This is a genomic window from Streptomyces sp. NPDC047706 (assembly GCF_043204795.1).
In the GTDB taxonomy this organism is placed as follows: Bacteria; Actinomycetota; Actinomycetes; order Streptomycetales; family Streptomycetaceae; genus Streptomyces.
The window spans coordinates 50,135-69,719 of sequence record NZ_JBIDCW010000012.1 but is presented as its reverse complement, the minus strand read 5'-3'; the positions used below and the strand labels follow the sequence as shown (position 1 = coordinate 69,719).

General features: G+C 74.4%; 21 protein-coding genes and 1 pseudogene. 12 read left to right on the top strand and 10 right to left on the bottom strand.

Annotation, left to right across the window (positions count from 1 at the left end; all coding sequences use genetic code 11):
• Positions 1-3: 3 nt before the first annotated feature.
• Positions 4-387, bottom strand: coding sequence for a cold-shock protein (locus tag ACGF8A_RS16565; protein WP_393108653.1), 384 nt, complete (start codon positions 385-387; stop codon positions 4-6).
• Between the two features lie 164 nt (positions 388-551).
• Here ACGF8A_RS16565 and ACGF8A_RS16560 point away from each other — a divergent pair, with 164 nt between their 5' ends.
• Positions 552-803 carry a hypothetical protein gene (locus tag ACGF8A_RS16560; RefSeq protein ID WP_393108651.1) on the top strand — a complete coding sequence of 84 codons (252 nt, stop codon included), beginning with the start codon at positions 552-554 and terminating at the stop codon, positions 801-803.
• Here the strand turns inward: ACGF8A_RS16560 and ACGF8A_RS16555 are convergent.
• Entirely contained in the window at positions 779-1,414 is a 636-nt protein-coding gene (locus tag ACGF8A_RS16555) for an HAD family hydrolase (RefSeq protein WP_393108649.1), read from the bottom strand. The genes ACGF8A_RS16560 and ACGF8A_RS16555 overlap by 25 nt on opposite strands.
• A 204-nt stretch (positions 1,415-1,618) precedes the next feature.
• Positions 1,619-2,611 (bottom strand): hypothetical protein, encoded by a 993-nt coding sequence (locus tag ACGF8A_RS16550; protein WP_393108647.1) that lies wholly within the window; start codon positions 2,609-2,611, stop codon positions 1,619-1,621.
• A 122-nt stretch (positions 2,612-2,733) separates the two neighbouring features.
• Here ACGF8A_RS16550 and ACGF8A_RS16545 point away from each other — a divergent pair, with 122 nt between their 5' ends.
• From ACGF8A_RS16545 to ACGF8A_RS16535, 3 genes are all read left to right on the top strand, one after another.
• Positions 2,734-5,289 carry a helicase-associated domain-containing protein gene (locus tag ACGF8A_RS16545; protein WP_393108645.1) on the top strand — a complete coding sequence of 852 codons (2,556 nt, stop codon included), beginning with the start codon at positions 2,734-2,736 and terminating at the stop codon, positions 5,287-5,289.
• Positions 5,290-5,480: 191 nt separating this feature from the next.
• Positions 5,481-5,609 carry a hypothetical protein gene (locus ACGF8A_RS16540; RefSeq protein ID WP_393108643.1) on the top strand — a complete coding sequence of 43 codons (129 nt, stop codon included), beginning with the start codon at positions 5,481-5,483 and terminating at the stop codon, positions 5,607-5,609.
• A gap of 83 nt (positions 5,610-5,692) precedes the next feature.
• Positions 5,693-5,923: a hypothetical protein gene (locus ACGF8A_RS16535; RefSeq protein WP_393108641.1), complete on the top strand. Its 231-nt coding sequence runs from the start codon at positions 5,693-5,695 to the stop codon at positions 5,921-5,923.
• Here ACGF8A_RS16535 and ACGF8A_RS16530 read toward each other — a convergent pair.
• A complete protein-coding gene (locus ACGF8A_RS16530; protein WP_393108639.1) occupies positions 5,901-6,257 on the bottom strand; it encodes an ATP-binding protein in 357 nt (118 codons plus the stop codon). The two genes, ACGF8A_RS16535 and ACGF8A_RS16530, sit on opposite strands and share 23 nt — an antisense overlap.
• A gap of 250 nt (positions 6,258-6,507) precedes the next feature.
• On the opposite strand from ACGF8A_RS16530, the gene ACGF8A_RS16525 reads away from it, so the two are divergent.
• Positions 6,508-8,151, top strand: coding sequence for a DNA repair helicase XPB (locus tag ACGF8A_RS16525; RefSeq protein ID WP_393108637.1), 1,644 nt, complete (start codon positions 6,508-6,510; stop codon positions 8,149-8,151).
• Here ACGF8A_RS16525 and ACGF8A_RS16520 read toward each other — a convergent pair.
• Together ACGF8A_RS16520 and ACGF8A_RS16515 are read right to left on the bottom strand one after the other, a co-directional pair.
• Entirely contained in the window at positions 8,103-9,263 is a 1,161-nt protein-coding gene (locus ACGF8A_RS16520) for a glycosyltransferase 87 family protein (RefSeq protein WP_393108635.1), read from the bottom strand. The genes ACGF8A_RS16525 and ACGF8A_RS16520 overlap by 49 nt on opposite strands.
• A gap of 17 nt (positions 9,264-9,280) precedes the next feature.
• Positions 9,281-9,466, bottom strand: a complete 186-nt coding sequence (locus ACGF8A_RS16515; RefSeq protein ID WP_393108633.1) for a hypothetical protein — start codon at positions 9,464-9,466, stop codon at positions 9,281-9,283.
• Positions 9,467-9,686: 220 nt separating this feature from the next.
• Here ACGF8A_RS16515 and ACGF8A_RS16510 point away from each other — a divergent pair.
• Positions 9,687-10,998: pseudogene (locus ACGF8A_RS16510) on the top strand (ATP-binding domain-containing protein).
• Positions 10,999-11,372: 374 nt separating this feature from the next.
• Here the strand turns inward: ACGF8A_RS16510 and ACGF8A_RS16505 are convergent.
• Both ACGF8A_RS16505 and ACGF8A_RS16500 read right to left on the bottom strand, forming a co-directional pair.
• Positions 11,373-12,077 carry a copper homeostasis protein CutC gene (locus ACGF8A_RS16505; RefSeq protein WP_393108631.1) on the bottom strand — a complete coding sequence of 235 codons (705 nt, stop codon included), beginning with the start codon at positions 12,075-12,077 and terminating at the stop codon, positions 11,373-11,375.
• A 123-nt stretch (positions 12,078-12,200) separates the two neighbouring features.
• The gene (locus tag ACGF8A_RS16500; RefSeq protein ID WP_393108629.1) at positions 12,201-12,878 is read right to left on the bottom strand and encodes a maleylpyruvate isomerase family mycothiol-dependent enzyme; all 678 of its coding nucleotides are present in this window, start codon (positions 12,876-12,878) and stop codon (positions 12,201-12,203) included.
• 29 nt (positions 12,879-12,907) lie between these two features.
• Between ACGF8A_RS16500 and ACGF8A_RS16495 the strand changes: the two genes are divergently transcribed.
• A complete protein-coding gene (locus tag ACGF8A_RS16495) occupies positions 12,908-13,552 on the top strand; it encodes a hypothetical protein (RefSeq protein ID WP_393108627.1) in 645 nt (214 codons plus the stop codon).
• Between the two features lie 27 nt (positions 13,553-13,579).
• Positions 13,580-14,674 (top strand): GNAT family N-acetyltransferase, encoded by a 1,095-nt coding sequence (locus ACGF8A_RS16490; RefSeq protein ID WP_393108625.1) that lies wholly within the window; start codon positions 13,580-13,582, stop codon positions 14,672-14,674.
• Between the two features lie 54 nt (positions 14,675-14,728).
• Here the strand turns inward: ACGF8A_RS16490 and ACGF8A_RS16485 are convergent, their stop codons facing one another.
• Positions 14,729-14,989 carry a DUF4031 domain-containing protein gene (locus ACGF8A_RS16485; protein ID WP_393108623.1) on the bottom strand — a complete coding sequence of 87 codons (261 nt, stop codon included), beginning with the start codon at positions 14,987-14,989 and terminating at the stop codon, positions 14,729-14,731.
• Complete coding sequence (locus tag ACGF8A_RS16480; protein ID WP_393108621.1) at positions 14,986-15,369, bottom strand: hypothetical protein; 384 nt, start codon at positions 15,367-15,369, stop codon at positions 14,986-14,988. The genes ACGF8A_RS16485 and ACGF8A_RS16480 overlap by 4 nt, the downstream gene beginning before the upstream one ends.
• Positions 15,370-15,424: 55 nt before the next feature.
• On the opposite strand from ACGF8A_RS16480, the gene ACGF8A_RS16475 reads away from it, so the two are divergent.
• From ACGF8A_RS16475 to ACGF8A_RS16460, 4 genes are all read left to right on the top strand, one after another.
• Complete coding sequence (locus tag ACGF8A_RS16475) at positions 15,425-16,399, top strand: MurR/RpiR family transcriptional regulator (RefSeq protein WP_393108619.1); 975 nt, start codon at positions 15,425-15,427, stop codon at positions 16,397-16,399.
• A gap of 108 nt (positions 16,400-16,507) precedes the next feature.
• Positions 16,508-17,443 carry an N-acetylmuramic acid 6-phosphate etherase gene (gene murQ / locus ACGF8A_RS16470; RefSeq protein ID WP_393108617.1) on the top strand — a complete coding sequence of 312 codons (936 nt, stop codon included), beginning with the start codon at positions 16,508-16,510 and terminating at the stop codon, positions 17,441-17,443.
• A gap of 16 nt (positions 17,444-17,459) precedes the next feature.
• On the top strand, positions 17,460-18,944 hold the full coding sequence (locus tag ACGF8A_RS16465) for a PTS transporter subunit EIIC (protein ID WP_393108615.1): 1,485 nt from the start codon (positions 17,460-17,462) through the stop codon (positions 18,942-18,944).
• Between the two features lie 3 nt (positions 18,945-18,947).
• On the top strand, positions 18,948-19,511 hold the full coding sequence (locus ACGF8A_RS16460; protein ID WP_393108613.1) for a putative immunity protein: 564 nt from the start codon (positions 18,948-18,950) through the stop codon (positions 19,509-19,511).
• Positions 19,512-19,585 lie beyond the last annotated feature (74 nt).

Here is a 19,585-nt window from a genome sequence, read left to right as displayed (position 1 = left end):
GGTTTACACGTCGAGCTGATCGGCGACCGCGCGGAGCAGACCGGCGATCTGCTTGCCGGAGGCCTTGTCGGGGTAACGGCCCTTTTCGAGCATCGGCGTGATGTTCTCCAGGAGCGTGGTCAGGTCCTGGACGATGGAGGCCAGTTCGTCCGGCTTCTTGCGCTGGGCGGCGGCGAGCGACGGGGTCGGGTCCAGGATCGTGACCGAGAGCGCCTGGTCGCCGCGCTGACCGGCGACGACCCCGAACTCCACGCGCTGACCCGGCTTGAGGGTCTCGACTCCGGCGGGGAGAACCGAGGAATGGACGAAGACGTCACCGCCGTCGTCACGGGAGAGAAAGCCGAAGCCCTTCTCGCTGTTGAACCACTTGACCTTGCCGGTAGGCACGTCTGTCCTCGTCCTCGTACTCGTCGGAAAACTGCTTCTGAAACGGCTCTTGATAGCACTTGGGCGGGTCGTCCGTGACCCGCCGGTACCAAGGCTAATGGTCTTCAGGCCGGTGACAAGACGTCGCCCGGTTGTTCCTTCGCGCTGGGAACTACCCTGGTCGGGTGCGTGACAAAACCCAACCGAATTCCGCCGGGCCCGGTGACCGACTGATCCGTGCCGGTGCCGTCGTCTTCCTCGTCGGAGCCGTGGCCACTGTGGTCACGGTGGCTCCGCTGTTCCTCGGTACGACGCCTTTTCCGACGTACATGTTCGGATTGAGCATGCTCATGGGCGCCGGCTTCCTCATCGCCGGGGCGGGGACGCTCCGGGCGATCGCGGCGGGCCGGCGTCAGGCGCGCGGCGCGTCGAGATAGGCCGAAAGCCATTCCGGGAACTCGCCCAGGCCGGTGAGTACGGCGTCGGCGCCCGCCAGCCGCAGCTCCTCGGCGTCGCAGGGGCCGGTCGCCACCGTCACCGACAGCGCGTCGGCCGCGCGGGCACCACGGACGTCGCCGGTGTGGTCGCCGACGTAGACGCCCGCGCCGTGCTCACGCAGCGCCGCCGCCTTCGCTTCCGCCCACAGGTCGCCGACGACCGCGTCGGGCTCGATGCCGAGGTGGGCGAGGTGCAGCTTGGCGTTGGGCTCGAACTTGGCGGTGACCACGACCGTGCGCCCGCCGGCGGCCCGGACCGCCGCCATCGCCTCGTGCGCGCCGGGCATGGCAGGGGTCGCGGCGATCGCGATGTCCGGGTACATCGACCGGTAGACGTCGGCGATCGCGGCGATCTTCTGCGCCGGGAACCAGTGCCGCAGCTCCTGCTCCAGCGGCGGCCCCAGCCGGGTGATCGCGAGATCGGCGTCGATGTACGTCCCCGTCCGCTCGGCCAGCGCCGTGTAGCAGGCGTGGATGCCGGGGCGGGAGTCGATGAGCGTCATGTCGAGATCGAAGCCGACGGTGAGCGGGCGCGAGGTCATGCCCGCCATTGTGCCGACCGAGGACACGGCCAGGCGAACGGGGTGCGAGGGAGCCCCCCGAACCGTCACCCCCAGGGGCGCGGGGAACCGCGCGACCAGCCACCACGAACCCGCACCACACCACGACCCACACCACGCACGCCCCCAGGGGCGCGGGGAACCGCGCGACCAGCCGCCACGGCACCCCCACCCCCACGGACACCGCGCCCCCGCTCACCCCTTCCTCTGTGAGCGCCACACCAGGAACAGCGCCGACGCCACCGCCGCCCCCCGCAGCACCCAGGGCCAGGTCCCGGACAGGGCGTCGTTCATCTGCCCGTCGGCGATCGGGGCGCCCCAGCGGCCGTCGAGTCTGCCCCACAGCCAGCCGAAACCGACGGCCACCGCGGCGCCGGGCAGGATCATCACCGCCCACTTCGTCTCCCAGCTGGTCAGCCGGCGGGAGGCGTACGCGATGAGCCAGCCGGCGGCGAGCGGGAGCAGGTTGCCGAGTACGGCACCGGCGGCCAGCAGGGCGGCCGCGAGCAGCAGGAGGGGGTTGTTCCACTTCCCGGGGGACGGCAGGAACCGGCGACGCGCCGGGGCCCGGCCGGCACCGGACTCCGCGTCCAGGTCGGCGTCCGGGGGCCGTGACGCGGCCGGCGCGGGCTCGGCCCCTTTCTCCTGCTCCGGCGGCCTGAGCAGCTCGGGGATCTCCACGCCACCGACGAACCCGGGCACGCTGTCGCCCACCCCGAAGGGGCTGCTGTCCACCCGCCACCAGTCGGGCCGGGTGGCGTCGTCGCCCAGTTCGTGCTCGCCCGCGCGGTGCGGCGGAGCGGGCGCGTCGGCGGGCGGCAGCGGCGACCGCGGCCCGGCGGGCCGGGGCGGCGGCACGACCCGGCGCAGCCCCTTGGCCCCCGGCCGCGCCTCCCTCTCCGGCGTCCTTCGCGGTTCGGGCACGGCGGCGCCCGGCGCCCGCACCGCACCGCCGCTCGCGCCGTCGCCGGCGGCGGCGACCACCTCGTCCGGATCGCCGATGCGGGAGAGGATGCGGCGGACGGCGGCGGGGCTGTCGACGACGGACCTGGCGCGGCGCCGGCCGATCTCGTCGCGCAGCTGGGAGACCAGGCGCATACGGGTGGCGGAGGGCAGCTGACGCTGCTGAGCCACGTCACCGACGCGGCTCAGATACTCGTAGACGACCTTGTCGCTCTCGATCCCCACGCTGTCCCCTCCGGGGCGGGTGTGCCGGTTTCGCCGTGTCGCACGACGTTAGCGCAGGGCGGCGCACCCGACGCCCGGTCAGGCCGGCCCCGGCGCACCGCCGACCCGCTACCGTGGACCGGATGAGCACCGAGGAGAAGCCGGCGGCCCCGCGTTCCCTCGCGGAGGCGCTTCGCGCGCGGGACGACGACTCGCTGTCCGCGCTCCTGCGCGCCCGGCCCGATCTCGTCACGCCCGTTCCCACCGACCTCACGCAGCTCGCCACCCGTGCCGGCACGCGTGCCTCGGTGGTCCGCGCCCTGGAGCGGCTGGACCGCTTCGCCCTCCAGACGGCCGAGGCGCTGGCCGTGGCGGCCGACCCGGCGACGTACGGGGAACTGCTCGGGCTCATGGCCGGTGACGACGGCGACCCCCTCGTCACCGCCGCCCTGCCGCGCGCCCTCGGCACCCTGCGCGAGCAGGCCCTCGTGTGGGGTCCCGACGACCGGCTGCGCCTGGTGCGCACCGCACGGGAGCTGCTCGCGCCGACGCCGCAGCACCCGTCCCCGACCGGGCTGGGCCCGACCGTGCAGGAGGCGACGGCGGGGATGTCGCCCGGCCGGATCCAGGAGCTGGTCACGGCCGCCGGACTGTCCTCCACGCACGACTCCGTCTCCGCGACGGCCGCGCTCGCCGCCCTGTTCGGCGATCGCACCCGTATGTCCGCGCTGCTCGACGAGGCTCCGGCCGACTCGGTGGAGGTGCTGGAGCGGCTCGTGTGGGGGCCGCCGTACGGCCAGGTCACCGCCGATCCGGCGCCCCGGCTGCGCTGGCTGCTGGACCGCGGGCTGCTGCTGCCGACGGCGCCCGGCACGGTCGTACTTCCCCGCGAGGCCGCCCTGCACCTGCGGGGCGGCCGGGCGCACCGCGCGCCGGAGCCGGTGGCGCCGCCCGTGGAGGTGGCGGCCACGCATCGTCCACAGGTTGTGGACACCACGGCGGCCGGACAGGCGTACACCACGCTGGCGACCGTCGAGGAGCTGCTGAAGGACTGGGACGAGGGCGGTCCGGCGGTGCTGCGGGCGGGCGGGCTCAGCGTCCGCGACCTGAAGCGGACGGCCGTCGCGCTCGACGTGTCCGAACCCGTCGCCGCGTTCTGGGTCGAGCTCGCCTACGCGGCGGGCCTGATCGCCTCCGACGGCGAGGCCGACGAGCGGTACGCGGCGACCCCGGCCTACGACGAGTGGCTGGAGCAGCCCGCCGCCGAGCGCTGGGCCCGGCTCGCGCAGACCTGGCTGACGGCGACCCGGACGGCCGGGCTGGTGGGCGGCCGGGACGCCAAGGACCGCGCGCTGGCCGCCCTGGGCCCGGGGCTCGACCGGTCGGCGGCCCCGGAGGTACGGCACCGGGTGCTGGGCCTGCTGGCGGAGTTGCCGGAAGGTGCGGCGCCGACGGGCGAGTCGGTGCTGGCGCGGCTGCGGTGGGAGCGGCCGCTGCGCCGGGACCCGCAGCGGGACGGCTCGCGGGACACCGGCCCCGACGCCGACCTGCGGGTGCGGCTCGCCCGGTGGGCGCTCTCCGAGGCCGAGCTGCTCGGGGTGACCGGCCGGGGGGCGCTCTCGGCGCAGGGGCGTGCACTGGTGGGTGCCCACGCCCCTGCGCACGCGCCCGACGACGAGCCCGAGGGCCCCGGCGACAAACTCCCCGTCCACCACCGCCCCGCCCCTCCCCTCGAACCGCTCACCCCCGCCGGACGGTCCGTCGCCGCCGCGACGGCCGCGCGGCTGCTCGCGCCGCTGCTGCCCGAACCGCTCGACCACGTCCTGCTCCAGGCCGATCTGACGGCGGTGGCGCCCGGCCCGTTGCAGCGGCACCTCGCCGACACCCTGGACGTGCTCGCCGACGTGGAGTCCAAGGGCGGCGCGACCGTCTACCGCTTCACACCCGCCTCCGTACGCCGCGCCCTGGACGCCGGCCGGGCCGCCTCCGACCTGCACGCCTTCCTCAAGGAGCACTCCCGCACCCCGGTCCCGCAGCCCCTGGCGTACCTCATCGACGACGTGGCCCGCAGACACGGGCACCTGCGCGTGGGCGCCGCCTCGGCGTACGTGCGCTGCGACGACGACGCGATGCTGGGCGAGATCCTCGCCGACAGGCGGTCCGCCGGACTGCGGCTGCGCCGCCTCGCGCCGACCGTGCTGGCCGCGCAGGCCGAACCGGCCGCCCTGCTGGAGGGGCTGCGCGCGATGGGCTTCGCGCCCGCCGCCGAATCCGCCGAGGGCGACGTGCTGATCACACGCGCGCACGCCCGCCGCACCACGCCGCGCACCCCGCCCGAGCCGGTGCCGGAGGGCCCGCCCACGCCCGACGCCACGCTCCTGGCGGCCGCCGTCCGCGCGATCCGGGCGGGCGACCTGGCCTCGACGACGCCACGGAAGGCCCCGGCGCCCACCGCCGCGGGCGGCGGCCTGCCACGCACCGGGTCCGCCGAGACCCTCGCCACCATGCAGGCCGCCGTCCTGACCGGCCAGGCCCTGTGGATCGGGTACGTCAACGCCGAGGGCGCCGCCAGTCAGCGGGTGATCGCGCCGGTGCGGGTGGAGGGCGGCTTCGTGACGGCGTACGACCACACCGCCGACGAGGTCCGCACCTACCCGCTGCACCGCATCACGGGCGTGGCGGAGCTGGCGGACGAGTAGCCGCCGGCCGCCTCACCCCTCCGGGCGTACGGCGGGATCCATGCACGCCACGCCGGACACTTCCCACCCATGAGGGAGCTCGGGGAACGTCCCGCATCGCCGTGCCGTGGGCCGGGCAGCCAACGGGAGTCCTGATCATGCCCGGGCCGCCCGTCAGGGGCCCTGGGCGAGCACAGCCGAAAGGAACCCCCATGCGAGCTGCCCGTCGTGTCGCCGCCGTGCTGTCCGCCACCGCCGTGATGCTCGGCGCCCTCACCACCCGGGCCGCTGCCATCGCCATCGACGTGGCCGGACTGGTCCTGGAGACGCCGCAGATCTGACACGCCCCGCCTTCCTCGGGCCGGCCCCCGCGTCCCGGGTCCGGCCCACCCCGACGGACCCCCTGAAAGGCCCTCACGTCCCCATGCGTTCCAACCTTCCCGACCGCGCCCGGTCCGCCATCGCCGTCTCCGCCGCCGCACTGGTGACCGCGGCCGCCCTCGTGGCCGCGCTCGCGCCCGAGGCCTCGGCGGCGCCCGCCGCGCCGCTGCCACTGCCGATCGCGCGGCCCGGAGGCGAACCGCTCGTCCACATCGACGGGCACGTCTTCGCCCAGCCGCTGATCAACAACCTCACCCTGCCCACTCCGAGGTAGCCCGGCGCATCCGGTAGCTGTCCCCCTCCAGGCGCACGATCTCGGCGTGGTGGGCCAGCCGGTCCACCATCGCCGGGGCGGCGGGGCCGCCGAACACCTCGTCCCACCGCGCCGGGGGGCGGTCGCCGGTCACGATCAGCGAGCCGCGCTCGTAGCGGTGCGCGACCAGCCGGAAGAAGAGCTGCGTGGTGTCGTCGCCGAGAGGCAGATACCCGACCTCGTCGACGATCAGCAGGGCGTAGCCGTCGAGGCGGCGCAGCTCCTCCACGAGCCTGCCGTCGCTCTGCGCCGCCGCCAGCCGTGCCGCCCACTCGCCCGCGGTCGCGAACAGCACCCGGTGCCCCGCCTGGCAGGCGCGCACCCCGAGGCCGACGGCCAGGTGAGCTCGTTGAAGAACTTGTAGACGTACACCCCCTGCGCGGCCACGAGGCCGAAGTACAGGGGGGCCTGCAGCCAGCGCGTGGCGAAGAGCGCGTAGCCGAGGGTGGTGGACGGCGGGGACGGGGCACGGGTGATGTCCTGCACGCCGTGCACAACGATCAGGCACACTGGACGTTTGGCCCGCGCGGAAGGAATGTAAGTACGTGAACGGTCCACTCATCGTGCAGTCCGACAAGACCCTCCTGCTGGAGGTCGACCACGAGCGTGCCGACGACTGTCGCCGGGTGATCGCGCCGTTCGCCGAGCTGGAGCGGGCGCCGGAGCACATCCACACCTACCGGGTGACGCCGCTCGGGCTGTGGAACGCGCGCGCCGCGGGGCACGACGCGGAGCAGGTGGTGGACGCGCTGGTGCAGTACAGCCGCTACCCGGTGCCGCACGCCCTGCTCGTGGACATCGCCGAGACGATGGACCGCTACGGGCGGCTGACGCTGAGCAAGCACCCGGCGCACGGCCTGGTGCTGACCAGCACCGACCGGCCGGTCCTGGAGGAGGTGCTGCGCTCCAAGCGGATCACCCCGCTGGTGGGCGCCCGCATCGACCCGGACACCGTGGCGGTGCACCCCTCCGAGCGCGGGCAGATCAAGCAGGTGCTGCTGAAGCTGGGCTGGCCCGCCGAGGACCTCGCCGGGTACGTCGACGGCGAGGCGCACCCGATCGAGCTGGACGAGGACGGCTGGGCCCTGCGGCCGTACCAGAAGCAGGCCGTGGAGAACTTCTGGCACGGCGGGTCCGGGGTGGTCGTCCTGCCCTGCGGTGCCGGCAAGACACTGGTCGGCGCCGGGTCCATGGCACAGGCGCAGTCGACGACGCTGATCCTCGTGACCAACACCGTCTCGGCCCGGCAGTGGAAGCACGAGCTGGTGAAGCGGACCTCGCTGACCGAGGAGGAGATCGGCGAGTACAGCGGCACGAAGAAGGAGATCCGGCCGGTCACCATCGCCACCTACCAGGTGCTGACGACCCGGCGGAAGGGTGTCTATCCGCACCTGGAGCTGTTCGACTCCCGGGACTGGGGGCTGATCGTCTACGACGAGGTGCATCTGCTGCCGGCGCCGGTCTTCAAGTTCACGGCCGACCTCCAGGCGCGGCGGCGGCTGGGGCTGACCGCGACGCTGGTGCGCGAGGACGGCCGGGAGTCGGACGTGTTCTCGCTGATCGGGCCGAAGCGGTTCGACGCCCCGTGGAAGGAGATCGAGGCGCAGGGCTACATCGCGCCCGCGGACTGCGTGGAGGTCCGGGTCAACCTCACGGACTCCGAGCGGCTGGCGTACGCGACGGCGGAGCCCGAGGAGAAGTACCGCTTCTGCTCGACGACCGAGACCAAGCGCAAGGTGACCGAGGCGATCGTGCGCCGGTTCGCCGGGCAGCAGATCCTCGTCATCGGGCAGTACATCGACCAGCTCGACGAGCTCGGGGAGCATCTCGGCGCGCCGGTGATCAAGGGCGAGACGTCCAACGCCCAGCGCGAGAAGCTCTTCGACGCCTTCCGGGAGGGCGAGATCAGCGTCCTGGTCGTCTCCAAGGTCGCCAACTTCTCCATCGACCTGCCGGAGGCGACCGTAGCCATCCAGGTCTCCGGGACGTTCGGATCGCGGCAGGAGGAGGCACAGCGGCTGGGTCGTGTGCTGCGCCCGAAGGCCGACGGCCACCAGGCGCACTTCTACTCCGTCGTCGCCCGCGACACGATCGACCAGGACTTCGCGGCCCACCGCCAGCGGTTCCTGGCGGAACAGGGCTACGCGTACCGGATCGTGGACGCGGACGAGTTGCTGACCGAGAGCTGACGGCCCAGCAGCGTGCGCAGGGCCACCGCGGTCAGCGCCGCCAGGCCCAGGAGCGGGTAGGGCGAGGCCAGCGGCTGCTGCCACCAGGGGAGCTGCAGATCCAGGTCGCCCTGGTGGGGGACGAGCCACATGGTGCGCGCCGTGAAGAGGAACGTCACGGCGAACGCCAGCCGGCCGCGGCCGTCCGCCAGCAGTACGGCGATGACGGGGACGCACCAGACCCAGTGGTGGGACCAGCTGATCGGAGAGACCAGCAACGCGGTGACGGCCGTCAGAAGCAGGGCGTGCCGGTCGCCCGGCGTGCGGCGGATGAGCCACAGGGCGCCGGCCACGACCGCCAGGGTGGCCGCCACCCAGGCGGGGCCCGGCGCCGGGTCGCCCAGGGCACGGGCGAACAGGCCCTGGAGCGACTGGTTGTCGATGATCCACGGCTTGCCCACCCGGTCGGTCTCGTAGAGACGGCGCAGCCAGAAGTCCGCGCTGGCGGCGGGCAGGGCCAGCGCGCCGAGGGCGACGGTCGCCACGAACGCGGCCGTGGCGAGGGCGGCCTCACGGTGGCGGCCGCGCAGCAGCAGGTACGCGATGAAGACGGCCGGTGTGAGCTTGACACCGGCCGCGATGCCCACGGCGAGGCCTTTGGCGGGGGCGCCGGGCGGGCGGGTGAGGTCCCACAGGACCAGGCAGGCCAGGGCGAGGTTGATCTGGCCGTAGAGGAGGGTCTGGAAGACCGGCTCCAGCCACAGGGCGAGTGCGGTGACCGCGCAGAGGGCGGGCAGGCGCAGCGGGCGGCCCGCCAGGCGGGCGGAGAGGTGCACCAGGCAGCCGGTGAGCAGCGTGTTGGCCGCGAGGAACCCGGCCTTGAGGACCGCGACCGGGATGCAGGCGGCGGGGGTGAACAGGAGTGCGGCGAAGGGGGGATAGGTCGCGGGGAGGCGCCACCGGGTGACGGTGAAGCCGTAGAGGTCGTGGCCGTGCAGTACGGCCGCGCCCTCGGCCCGGTACACCAGGGCGTCGGCCATGGCCGGGCGTTGCACGACGCACAGGACGGCGAAGGCCACGACGGAGACGGCCAGGAGTGTCGCGGGCGCTGCCGAACGTGATCGTCTCGTCACCCCGTGACACTAGACGCTCACTTGCGGCGGACGCCCGCCTCCTCGCCGTACTCACCGAGGATGACCACGTCGAACGCGGCGCCGGCGAACACCCGCACGGCCCGCAGGGCTTCGCCGAGGCGGTGACGGTGGCTGCCGGTGAGGGCCGTGGCCCCGGTGGGGCGGTGCGGGGCGGGAGCCGGGGTGAAGGTCGCTGCACTCATGTGTCCATGGTGGATTTCGCACCCCGAAGACGGCATCGGTCTCGGGACCGAACCTCGGCGATCCCGCGGTAGCCCCTGAGAGGGAGCGGTGGGCCTGGGGACGGAGGAGCCGGGGGCACCCGTTCCCTAGGGGCCGCACGGGCCCGCGGGCCGGACCGGGCGTGGGCGGGGAGGAAATCCGCTGGCCCGCCCTGTGCCGCTCACCTAGAAAGGCACCGCCGTGTCCACCCCCGCCGACGATCCGCTCGCCCGTGAGCGCTCCCATCTCGCCGCGTCCCGTGCCGCGCTGCGGGCCATGCGGGAGGACGTCGAATCCCTCGACATCGGCGACGTCACCGCGAACTGGGTCGACGCCCAGGTCCTGCAACGCCAGATCGACGAGCGCGTCAAGGCCCTCGCCGACCTCGGCGACACCCCGCTGTTCTTCGGCCGCCTGGACCATCTGCACGCACCGGGCGCGGAGCAGGCCGAGCGCGCGGATGGGGAACGCCCGTGGCCGGAGGAGGCCTGTCGGACACTGCACATCGGGCGCCGGCATGTGCACGACGCGGACGGCGACCCCATGGTCATCGACTGGCGGGCGCCGGTGTCGCAGCCGTTCTACCGGGCCTCCAAGAAGGACCCGATGGACATCGCACTGCGCCGCCGCTTCGGTTACACCGGCGGGGAGCTGACGGCCTACGAGGACGAGCACCTGTCCGACCCGGCCGAGGCGGCACGGGCCAGCAGACTGCTCCAGCAGGAGATCGAGCGCCCCCGTGTCGGCCCGATGCGCGACGTCGTCGCCACGATCCAGCCGGAGCAGGACGAGATCGTGCGCAGCGGGCTGGGCGGCTCGGTGTGCGTCCAGGGCGGCCCCGGCACCGGAAAGACCGCCGTCGGCCTGCATCGCGCCCATGCAGTACCGGGCGGTCGGCCGGCGCTGCACCACCGGCTCCGCGACGGTCCTCGGCGACCTGGCGCAGGGCACCACACCGTGGGCGACACGCAGCTGGCAGGAGGCGCTGGCCCACCTGGGCAAGGACGACGCGGTGGTCGAGGAGCTGACGGCCGGTTTCCGTGTCCCGGCGGACGTCATCGCGTACGCCTCGCGGCTGCTGCCGCACATCGCGTCCGGGCTGACGCCGGTGGCGTCCGTGCGGGAGAACCCCGGCGAGTTCGAGGTGCGCCGGGTCGCGGGCGACACGGACGTGGTGGCGGCCTGCGCCGAGTCGCTCACCCACGAGGGCTCGATCGGCCTGATCGCCGCGGACGCCCGTGTCCCGGCGCTCGCGGAGGCGCTCAGGTCGGCCGGGATCGGCCATCTGGCCCCCGGCGAGGAGACATCGCAGGAGACCCGGCTGACCCTGGTCCCGGCCTCCCTGGCCAAGGGCCTGGAGTACGACTACGTCGTCCTGGACGAGCCCCAGGCCGTCGTCGACGGCGAGCCGGACGAACGGACGGGACTGCGCCGCCTGTACGTGGCACTGACCCGCGCGGTGTCCGGCCTGACGGTGACCCACACGGCCCCCCTCCCGGCCCGACTCACCTGACCCCACAAGGGCATCCCCGCCCCCGGCGCCCACCCGGCGAACGACATCACGGGATCGGCGCACCCGGCACCCCTGCCGGGCCCGGCTCACCCGCCGCCACACGGGCCTTGGTGCAGCCCGGCGATTCGCGTCGCGAGATCGGCCCGCCGGGCCCGGCTCACCCGCCGCCACACGGGCCTTGGTGCCGCCCGGCGCACGCGGGCCGCCCGGGTGCCCGCGTCCGGCCGCTCCAGCAACCAGGCGGGGCACTGCCCGGCGGTCGCATCGCGGGGCGGGCGAGTCGGCGGCTCAGGCGGGGCCGGGGCGGCACGGGGAGGCGGGGACGGGCATGGTCCGGGCGCCGGCGAGCGGCGGCCTCGGCAGGGAGCCGCCGGTCAGGCCGCCTGGGGGGCGCCGTCCAGCATGTCCCGCCATTCGGCGACCGCCGGCGCCGACACCGGCTGCTGCCAGCCTCCCGGCCGCGCCGCCCCGCCGATGTGGAACGCGTCGGCCCCGGCGGCCACCAGCCGAGGCACGTGGTCCAGCCGCAGGCCGCCGCCCACCAGGATCTGCTGCTCGTACCCCGGTTCGCCGCGCCGCCCCGCCTCGGCGAGCAGCACCGGCAGTCCCTCGTCGACGCCTCCGGCCGCCCCGGCCGTCAGATAGGTGTCCAGGCCTGGCATACCGTCCAGCGACTTGCGCAGCGCGTCCCGGTCCGCCGCCCTGTCGATGGCCCGGTGGAAGGTCCACCGGCACCCGGCCAGCGCGCCGACCACGCCTTCCACCGCGTCGAGGTCCACCCCGCCGTGCGCGTCGAGGAACCCGAGCACGAACTCCTCGGCCCCGGCCTCCCGCATCCGCCCGGCCACCTCGACGAGCCGCCGCACCTCACCGGCCGCGAACCCGTCCGCCAGTCGCAGCATCACGCGCAGCGGAATGTCGACGGCGGCCCGGATCGCGACGAAGGTCTCGACGGACGGCGTGAGTCCGTCCGCCGCCATGTCGGTGACCAGTTCGAGGCGGTCCGCGCCTCCGGCCTGGGCGGCGATCGCGTCCTCGGCGTCGAGGGCGATCACCTCCAGGACTGCACGCGTGCTCATGGCACCCCTTTCTTGGGCATTCCCCGAAGCGGCTACAGGTCTAGTCCAATATCAGGGTACGCCCGCGGGGATCGGGCCCGCGAGACCGCGTCGCGCCCCCACCGGGGCCCGGCGCCGCGCCGGTCAGCCGATGATGTTCAGCTCCCCCACCTGCACGCCCGCCAGCTCGAACCCGGCCGCGTCCACCGAGCGCCCCGAGTACAGCCGCACGAGCGTCGACGCGTCGCCGATGTACCGACCCGGCGGCCGGTCCCCGCTCGCGTCACCGAGCCTGAGCGGTTCGTCCATGTCGTCGAGGTCGGCGTGCAGCGCCACGTGCCCCCGCTCCCGCGTGATCCGGACGAGCAGTTCGAGCGCGTACGGCAGTCCCTTCCCGGCGTACGCCTCCGGCTCCCCGAGCGCCGCGCGCACGTCCCCCGCGTGCACCCACTCCCCCAGCGCGAGCCCGTCCAGCGCGCCGCCCGCCTCGGCGATCACGGGCCCCGCCGCGGTCATCCCGCGCTCCAGCTCGTCCACGATCCGCGCGTCGGTCCATCCGGCGCGCTCCGCGATGTCCCGGTCGTTGGCCTCGGGCGAGAACACGCCCTCCTCGAAGCGTCCCTCCACCGCCCGCATGAGCGCCGACGAACAGTGCGCCAGCACGTCCCGCACCGTCCACCCCGGACAGGCGTCCGCGGGCCTGGCGAAGTCCGCGTCCGCCCGCCCCCGCAACCACGGGATCAGCTGATCCCGCTCCACCACCAGCAGCCGCCCCGGCAGCTCCGGGTCCCGTACCTCGCCGTGCATGTCAGCTGAAGTCATGCACCCACGCTAGGCGCAGAATTGACGGCATGCCCGAACCCAGCACGCTTCGCGTCCGCTTCCGTCAGGCGCTGGAATCCGCCCGGGCCCCCGAGGGCGGCCCCGATCCGGTTCCGTACGCCGACGATCTGATCGCCCGCTGGCAGGAGCCGCAGCGGCACTACCACACGTTGACCCACCTCACCGCGGTGCTCGACCACATCGACGTGCTGGAGGAGTACGCCGACGCCCCCGATCTCGTCCGCCTCGCCGCCTGGTTCCACGACGCGGTCTACCTCCCGGACCGCTCCGAGAACGAGGAACGGTCGGCCCGGCTGGCCGAACGCGCGCTGCCCGAGGCGGGCGTCCCCGAGGCGAGGACCGCCGAAGTCGCCCGCCTGGTCCGCCTCACCGCGGGCCACGCGCCCGCCGACGACGACCGCAACGGCCAGGTCCTGTGCGACGCCGACCTCGCGATCCTCGCCTCGCCGCCGTCCGCGTACGCCGCCTACACGGCCGCCGTCCGCGAGGAGTACGGCTTCGTCCCGTCCGACGCCTTCCGCGCGGGCCGGTCCGCCGTCCTGCGCGACCTGCTCGCCCTGCCGCGCCTGTACCGCACCCCTTACGGCGCGGAGCACTGGGAGGCGACGGCCCGCTACAACCTCACCTCCGAGCTGGAAATCCTGTCGTCCTGAGGGCATTCGTCCCCTACTCTGCGCCGCATGGCAGACACGGGTGGGGACATGGTGCAGCAGGCCGTCACGAGCGCCGTCGCGGTGCTGGGGACGGTCACGGACCGCGACTGGCGAGGGGTCGACGCGGGCAGAACGGCGTGGAGTTGCCGTCGGACGGCCGAGCACGTGGCGAGCTGCCTGCTGGCCTACGCGGGGCAGCTCGCCGGCCGCGCGCAGGACGCCTACGTGCCCTTCGAGATCACACTCGGCGGCGACGGCGAGGACGGCCTCGGACCGGTCGGCAACGACGGCGTTCTCCACGTCCTGGAAACCACGGGCGCGTTGCTCACCGCGGCGATCCGCACCACGCCCCGTGAGGTGCGCGCCTTCCACCCGTATCCCTTCCGCAGCGCGGGCCGCGAGGGCTTCGCGGCGATGGGCGTCGCGGAGGTGCTGCTCCACACGCACGACATCGCCGAGGGCCTCGGCCTCGCCTACGAACCGCCCGCCGGCCTCTGCGCCTACGTCCTCGGCACGATCTTCCCGCACGTCCAGCCCGCCGCCGACCCCTGGCGGACCCTCCTGTGGGCCACCGGCCGCGGCGATCTCCCGGGCCGCGCCCCGGTCGCGGACTGGCGCTGGTGCAACAATCTCGTCATCCCCGCCGCCCGCCTCACCCTGGAGGGCGTCACCCCGCGCGCGGCCGCCGACCTCGCCACGGGCGGCGACGGCGGGTTCGACTGGGTCGGGGGCGGCCCCTTCGAGGGCACGCGCGAGGCCGCCGGGATGACGGCGAAGGCGTACGAGTCGGGCGTGCACCGCCCGGAGTTCGGCCTCTTCGTCCTGGTGCGGCACGAGGACGGCCGGGCGATCGGCGGCATGGGCTTCCACGGCGCCCCCGGCGAGGACGCCCGCGCCGAGATCGGCTACGACCTCACCGAGCCGGCCCGCGGCCACGGCTACGCCACGGAGGCCTTGCGCGCCCTCGCGGACCGGGCCCTGGACCGGGAGGACGTACGGTCCCTGTTCGCGACGGTGGAAAAGGGCAACGTGTCCTCGCAGAGGGTCTTGGAGCGGGCCGGGTTCGTACGGGTGAGCGAGGGTGGGGACGAGCAGTTCGCGTACGAGCTGCGGCGGCCCTGAACTACGAGCTGCGGCGGGCCCTGAACACGGCCGTACGGCCTGTCCGGCCCCGGCTCACCGGCCCTTGGGCCTGCGCAGCCCCGAGCCCTGCAACAGCCGCACCACGTCCCGGCTGCTCACCTCCACCGCTCCCGCGGCGACCGCGTCGGCGTAGCGGTGCGACGGGATGTCGTAGTGGTCCCGCTCGAAGGCGCGGCGGGGGACTCCGAGGCCCTCGGCGAACGTGTGCAGTTCGTCGTACGAGACGTCGCTCACCAGGTGGGACCACATACGGCCGTGGCCGGGCCAGGTCGGCGGGTCGATGTAGACGGTCACGACGGAGACGACTCGCCCGGGCACGACGCGAGCGAGCCGACCGCCGCGACCTTCACGCCGGCCTTGTGGCACACCCAGTGCGGATCGGGTCCGAGCTCCGGTTCCACGTCCAGGGCGTGCGGGTCGCCGGAGCCGCAGACTGGGCAGAGGGGCCAGCGGCCGTAGCGGTCGAGCAGGGCGTCCTGCACGTCCTGGGCGATCAGGCAGGCGACGTACTCCGCGCCGTCCGGCCACTGTTCCACCCACCAGCGCCGCTGGACGACCGACTCCTCGACCAGCGAGACGACGTCCGCCTCGGCGACCTGGCTCGCGACGAGGTCGGCGAGCACGAGGGCGCGGGCGGCGTGCAGCGCCTGCTCCAAGGGGCTGATGGGATCCATGCCCCTATTGTGCGCACTCTTGACCGCGACGCCGAGCCGAAAATATCTTTCACCTGTGACCCGTGAAGTGAAGGAAACTTTCGGCAACGCCACCCGGACCGGGCCTGCCCCGGCGCCCCGGCCCGGCCCGGCGCCCCGCACGAGTCCGCCCGCGCCCGCCGCCCTCGCCGCCAAGGTACGCACGCTCGCCCCGTCGATGACGCGCTCCATGCAGCGCGTCGCCGAGGCGGTGGCGAACGACCCGGCCGGCTGCGCGGCCCTCACGGTCACCGGCCTCGCCGAGCTCACCGGCACCAGCGAGGCGACCGTCGTGCGCACCGCCCGCCTCCTCGGCTACCCCGGTTACCGCGACCTGCGCCTCGCCCTCGCCGGCCTGGCCGCACAGCAGCAGTCCGGGCGCGCACCCGCCATCACGACCGACATCGCGGTCGACGACCCGATCGCCGACGTCGTCGCCAAGCTCGCCCACGACGAACAGCAGACCCTCGCCGACACGGCGGCCGGACTCGACACCGCCCAGCTCGGCGCCGCGGTCGCCGCGCTCGCCGCCGCCCGGCGCACCGACGTGTACGGCTTCGGCGCGTCCGGTCTGGTCGCGCAGGACCTCTCGCAGAAGCTGCTGCGCATAGGGCTCATAGCCCACGCGCACAGTGACCCCCACCTCGCCGTGACCAACGCCGTGCAGCTGCGCGCGGGCGATGTCGCCATCGCGATCACCCACTCGGGTTCGACGACGGACGTCGTCGAACCGCTGCGCGTCGCCTTCGAGCGCGGGGCCACGACGGTGGCGGTCACCGGCCGCCCGGACGGGCCCGTCACGCAGTACGCCGACCACGTCCTGACGACGTCTACGGCCCGGGAGAGCGAGCTGCGGCCCGCTGCGATGTCCTCCCGGACCAGTCAGCTGCTGGTGGTGGACTGCCTGTTCGTGGGGGTGGCGCAGCGGACGTACGAGTCGGCGGCGCCGGCGCTGGCCGCTTCGTACGAGGCACTGGCGCATCGGCATCGCAGTGACCGAGGCAGGCCGTAGGGCTTGCCGCATTGGTGTGTCCGCCGGCCGTCCGTGGCCGGTCGCGCGGTTCCCCCGCGCCCCCCTGGCCGGCGTGCCCTGAATTCATAGTGGAAAGAGCCGCTTGTCATGACTTCCATGTCCGAGCCCCACGATCTGCAGGCCCAGTTGGAGACCCTGACCACCGAGGAGTTCCGCCCGGAGCTGTCGGAGATCGACCGGCTGCCCACCCTGGAGATCGCGCAGCTGATGAACGGCGAGGACGCTCTCGTGCCCGCCGCCGTCGCCCGGTGCCTGCCCCAGATCGCCGCGGCGATCGACGCCGTCGCCGCCCGGATGGCCCGCGGCGGCCGGCTCGTCTACGCCGGCGCCGGTACCGCGGGACGCCTCGGCGTGCTGGACGCCTCCGAGTGCCCGCCCACCTTCAACACCGACCCCACCCGGGTCGTGGGCCTGATCGCCGGCGGCCCGCAGGCCATGGTCAGCTCGGTCGAGGGCGCCGAGGACTCGGGCGACCTGGCCCGGCACGACCTGGACGCGCTGCGGCTCACCCCCGACGACAGCGTGGTCGGCGTCTCCGCCTCCGGCCGCACCCCGTACGCCGTCGCCGCCGTCGAGCACGCCCGCGCGCACGGCGCGCTGACCGTCGGCCTGGCCTGCAACGCGCACAGCGCCCTCGCGGCCGCCGCCGACCACGGCATCGAGATCGTCGCCGGCCCCGAGCTGCTCACCGGCTCCACCCGCCTGAAGGCCGGCACGGCACAGAAGCTGGTCCTCAACATGCTGTCGACGATCACGATGATCCGGCTGGGCAAGACGTACGGGAACCTCATGGTCGACGTACGCGCCTCGAACGAGAAGCTGCGCGCGAGGTCCCGCCGTATCGTCGCCCTGGCCACCGGCGCGTCGGACGAGGAGATCGAACAGGCCCTCGCCGCCACCGACGGCGAGGTCAAGGCGGCGATCCTGACGATCGCCGGCGGGGTGGACGGCGGCACCGCCGCCCGCCTTCTGGAGGAGTCCGGCGGCCATCTGCGCGCGGCACTCGGGGCGGCGGCCCGCTGACCCGCACCCTCGGGTCATGCGCACCGACCCTGCCGAAACCGCCGCCGCGATCCTGTCGCGAGTCGGCGGCCCCGCGAACGTCACCTCCGTCGCCCACTGCATGACCCGCCTCCGCCTGGGCCTGGCCGACCCGGCCCGGGTGCGGGAGGAGGCGCTGCGAGCGGTCCCGGGCGTGCTGGGGGTGGTCGTGGACGGGGACGCGTACCAGGTGGTGCTGGGGCCGGGTGTGGTGGCCCGGATCACGGGCGCGTTCGAGGCGCTGGTGGGCGGACGGGCGCCGGCGGACCAGGAGGCGCGGACCGGCGGGCGGGCCCCGGCGGAGGGCGGCACGTCGACGGCCCTGCAACTGGCGGCGCAGGGCGCGGCGTTGAAGGAGGCGCAGCGGCGGCGCAACGCGACTCCCCTGAAGCTGGCACTGCGCCGGGTGGCGAACATCTTCGTCCCGCTCATCCCCGCCCTGATCGGCTGCGGCATCCTCGCGGGCGTCAACGGCCTGCTCATCAACGCCGGTTGGCTGCCCGCGATCACCCCCGCGCTCACCGCTGTCGCCTCCGCCTTCATGGCCCTGATCGCGGTGTTCGTCGGCCACAACACGGCGAAGGAGTTCGGCGGCACGCCGGTGCTCGGCGGCGCGATCGCGGCGATCGTGGTCCATCCGGGGGTGGTGAACGTGACGGCGTTCGGTGTGGCGCTCTCCCCCGGCCAGGGCGGAGTGCTGGGCGCACTGACGGCGGCGCTGCTGGGGACGTACATCGAGAGGTGGTGCCGCGGCCGGATCCCGCCGGCCCTGGACGTGCTGCTCACCCCCACCCTGACGATCCTGCTCGCCGGCCTGGCGACCCTGTACGGCCTCATGTTCGTGGCCGGCGCCCTGTCGACGGCGATCGGCACCGCCGCGAACTGGCTCCTCGCCACCACCGGGGCCCTGGCCGGCCTGGTCCTGGGCGGCCTGTTCCTCCCGCTCGTCATGCTGGGCCTGCACCAGGCCCTGATCCCCATCCACGCCACCCTCATCGAGCAGCAGGGCCACACCGTCCTCCTCCCCCTGCTCGCCATGGCGGGCGCGGGTCAGGTGGGCGCGGCGGTCGCGGTGTACGTCCGGCTGCGCCACGACACCTCCATGCGTACGACCATCAGGTCCGCGCTGCCGGCCGGGCTGCTCGGGGTGGGAGAGCCGTTGATCTACGGCGTCTCCCTCCCTCTCGGCCGCCCGTTCCTCACGGCCTGCGTGGGCGGCGCGGCGGGCGGCGCCTTCGTCGGCCTCTTCGCGATGCTCGGCGACCCGGTGGGCGCGACGGCGATCGGGCCCTCGGGGTGGGCACTGTTCCCGCTGCTGGCGGGGCGCGGGGGGATGGCCGCGTCGCTGGCCGTCTACGGGGGCGGGCTGCTCACGGGCTATGTCGTGGGCTTCCTGGCGACGTACGCGGTGGGTCTGACATCCGCTGCCACCGGGGCGTCCGGCAGCGGCCGTCCCCACGGGCCCGGGGTGCGACAGGATTGATCCATGCCCACCGAGACGGACAAGAACGGCAACGGAAACGGCAACGAGATCGAGCTGAGCGAGGGCGAACTCCGCGAGATCGCGGGCTACGCCGCCGACTGTGCGCGCAGGGTGCTGACGCTCTTCGAACAGAGCCTTCCCGCCGACCCGCGCCCGCGCGAGGCGATCGCGGCCGCGGACGCCTTCGCCGGGGGCGGCCGGCGTACGGCGGCCCTGCGCCAGAGCGCCTGGGCGGCCTACAAGGCGGCGCAGGAAGCCGATGCCACCGCCACCCCCGCGGCCGACGCGGCACGGGCGGCGAGCCATGCGGCCGCCGCCGGCTATCTGCACCCCAGGGCGAGCGCGCACCAGGTGAAACACATCCTCGGCGCGGCGGCGCACGCGGCGCGGGCGGAGGAGCTGGCGTCCGGCGAGGATCGGCAGGTGACGGCGGGCACGCTCGACCGGGCGCGCCGGCACGCGCCGCCCGCCGTCACCGCCGTGCTCGCCCGGCTGCCCGCGGCGCCTTCCGGAGGCGGACGCGTGGGCGAGTTGATCCGCGTGCTCGACGCCGCTCTGCGCGCCTGAGAACACCGGGCCCTGACCGGCAAGAGCCGCCCACGCCGCATGCCTCAAGGGGCACGGGTCGTTGCCCCCGGGGA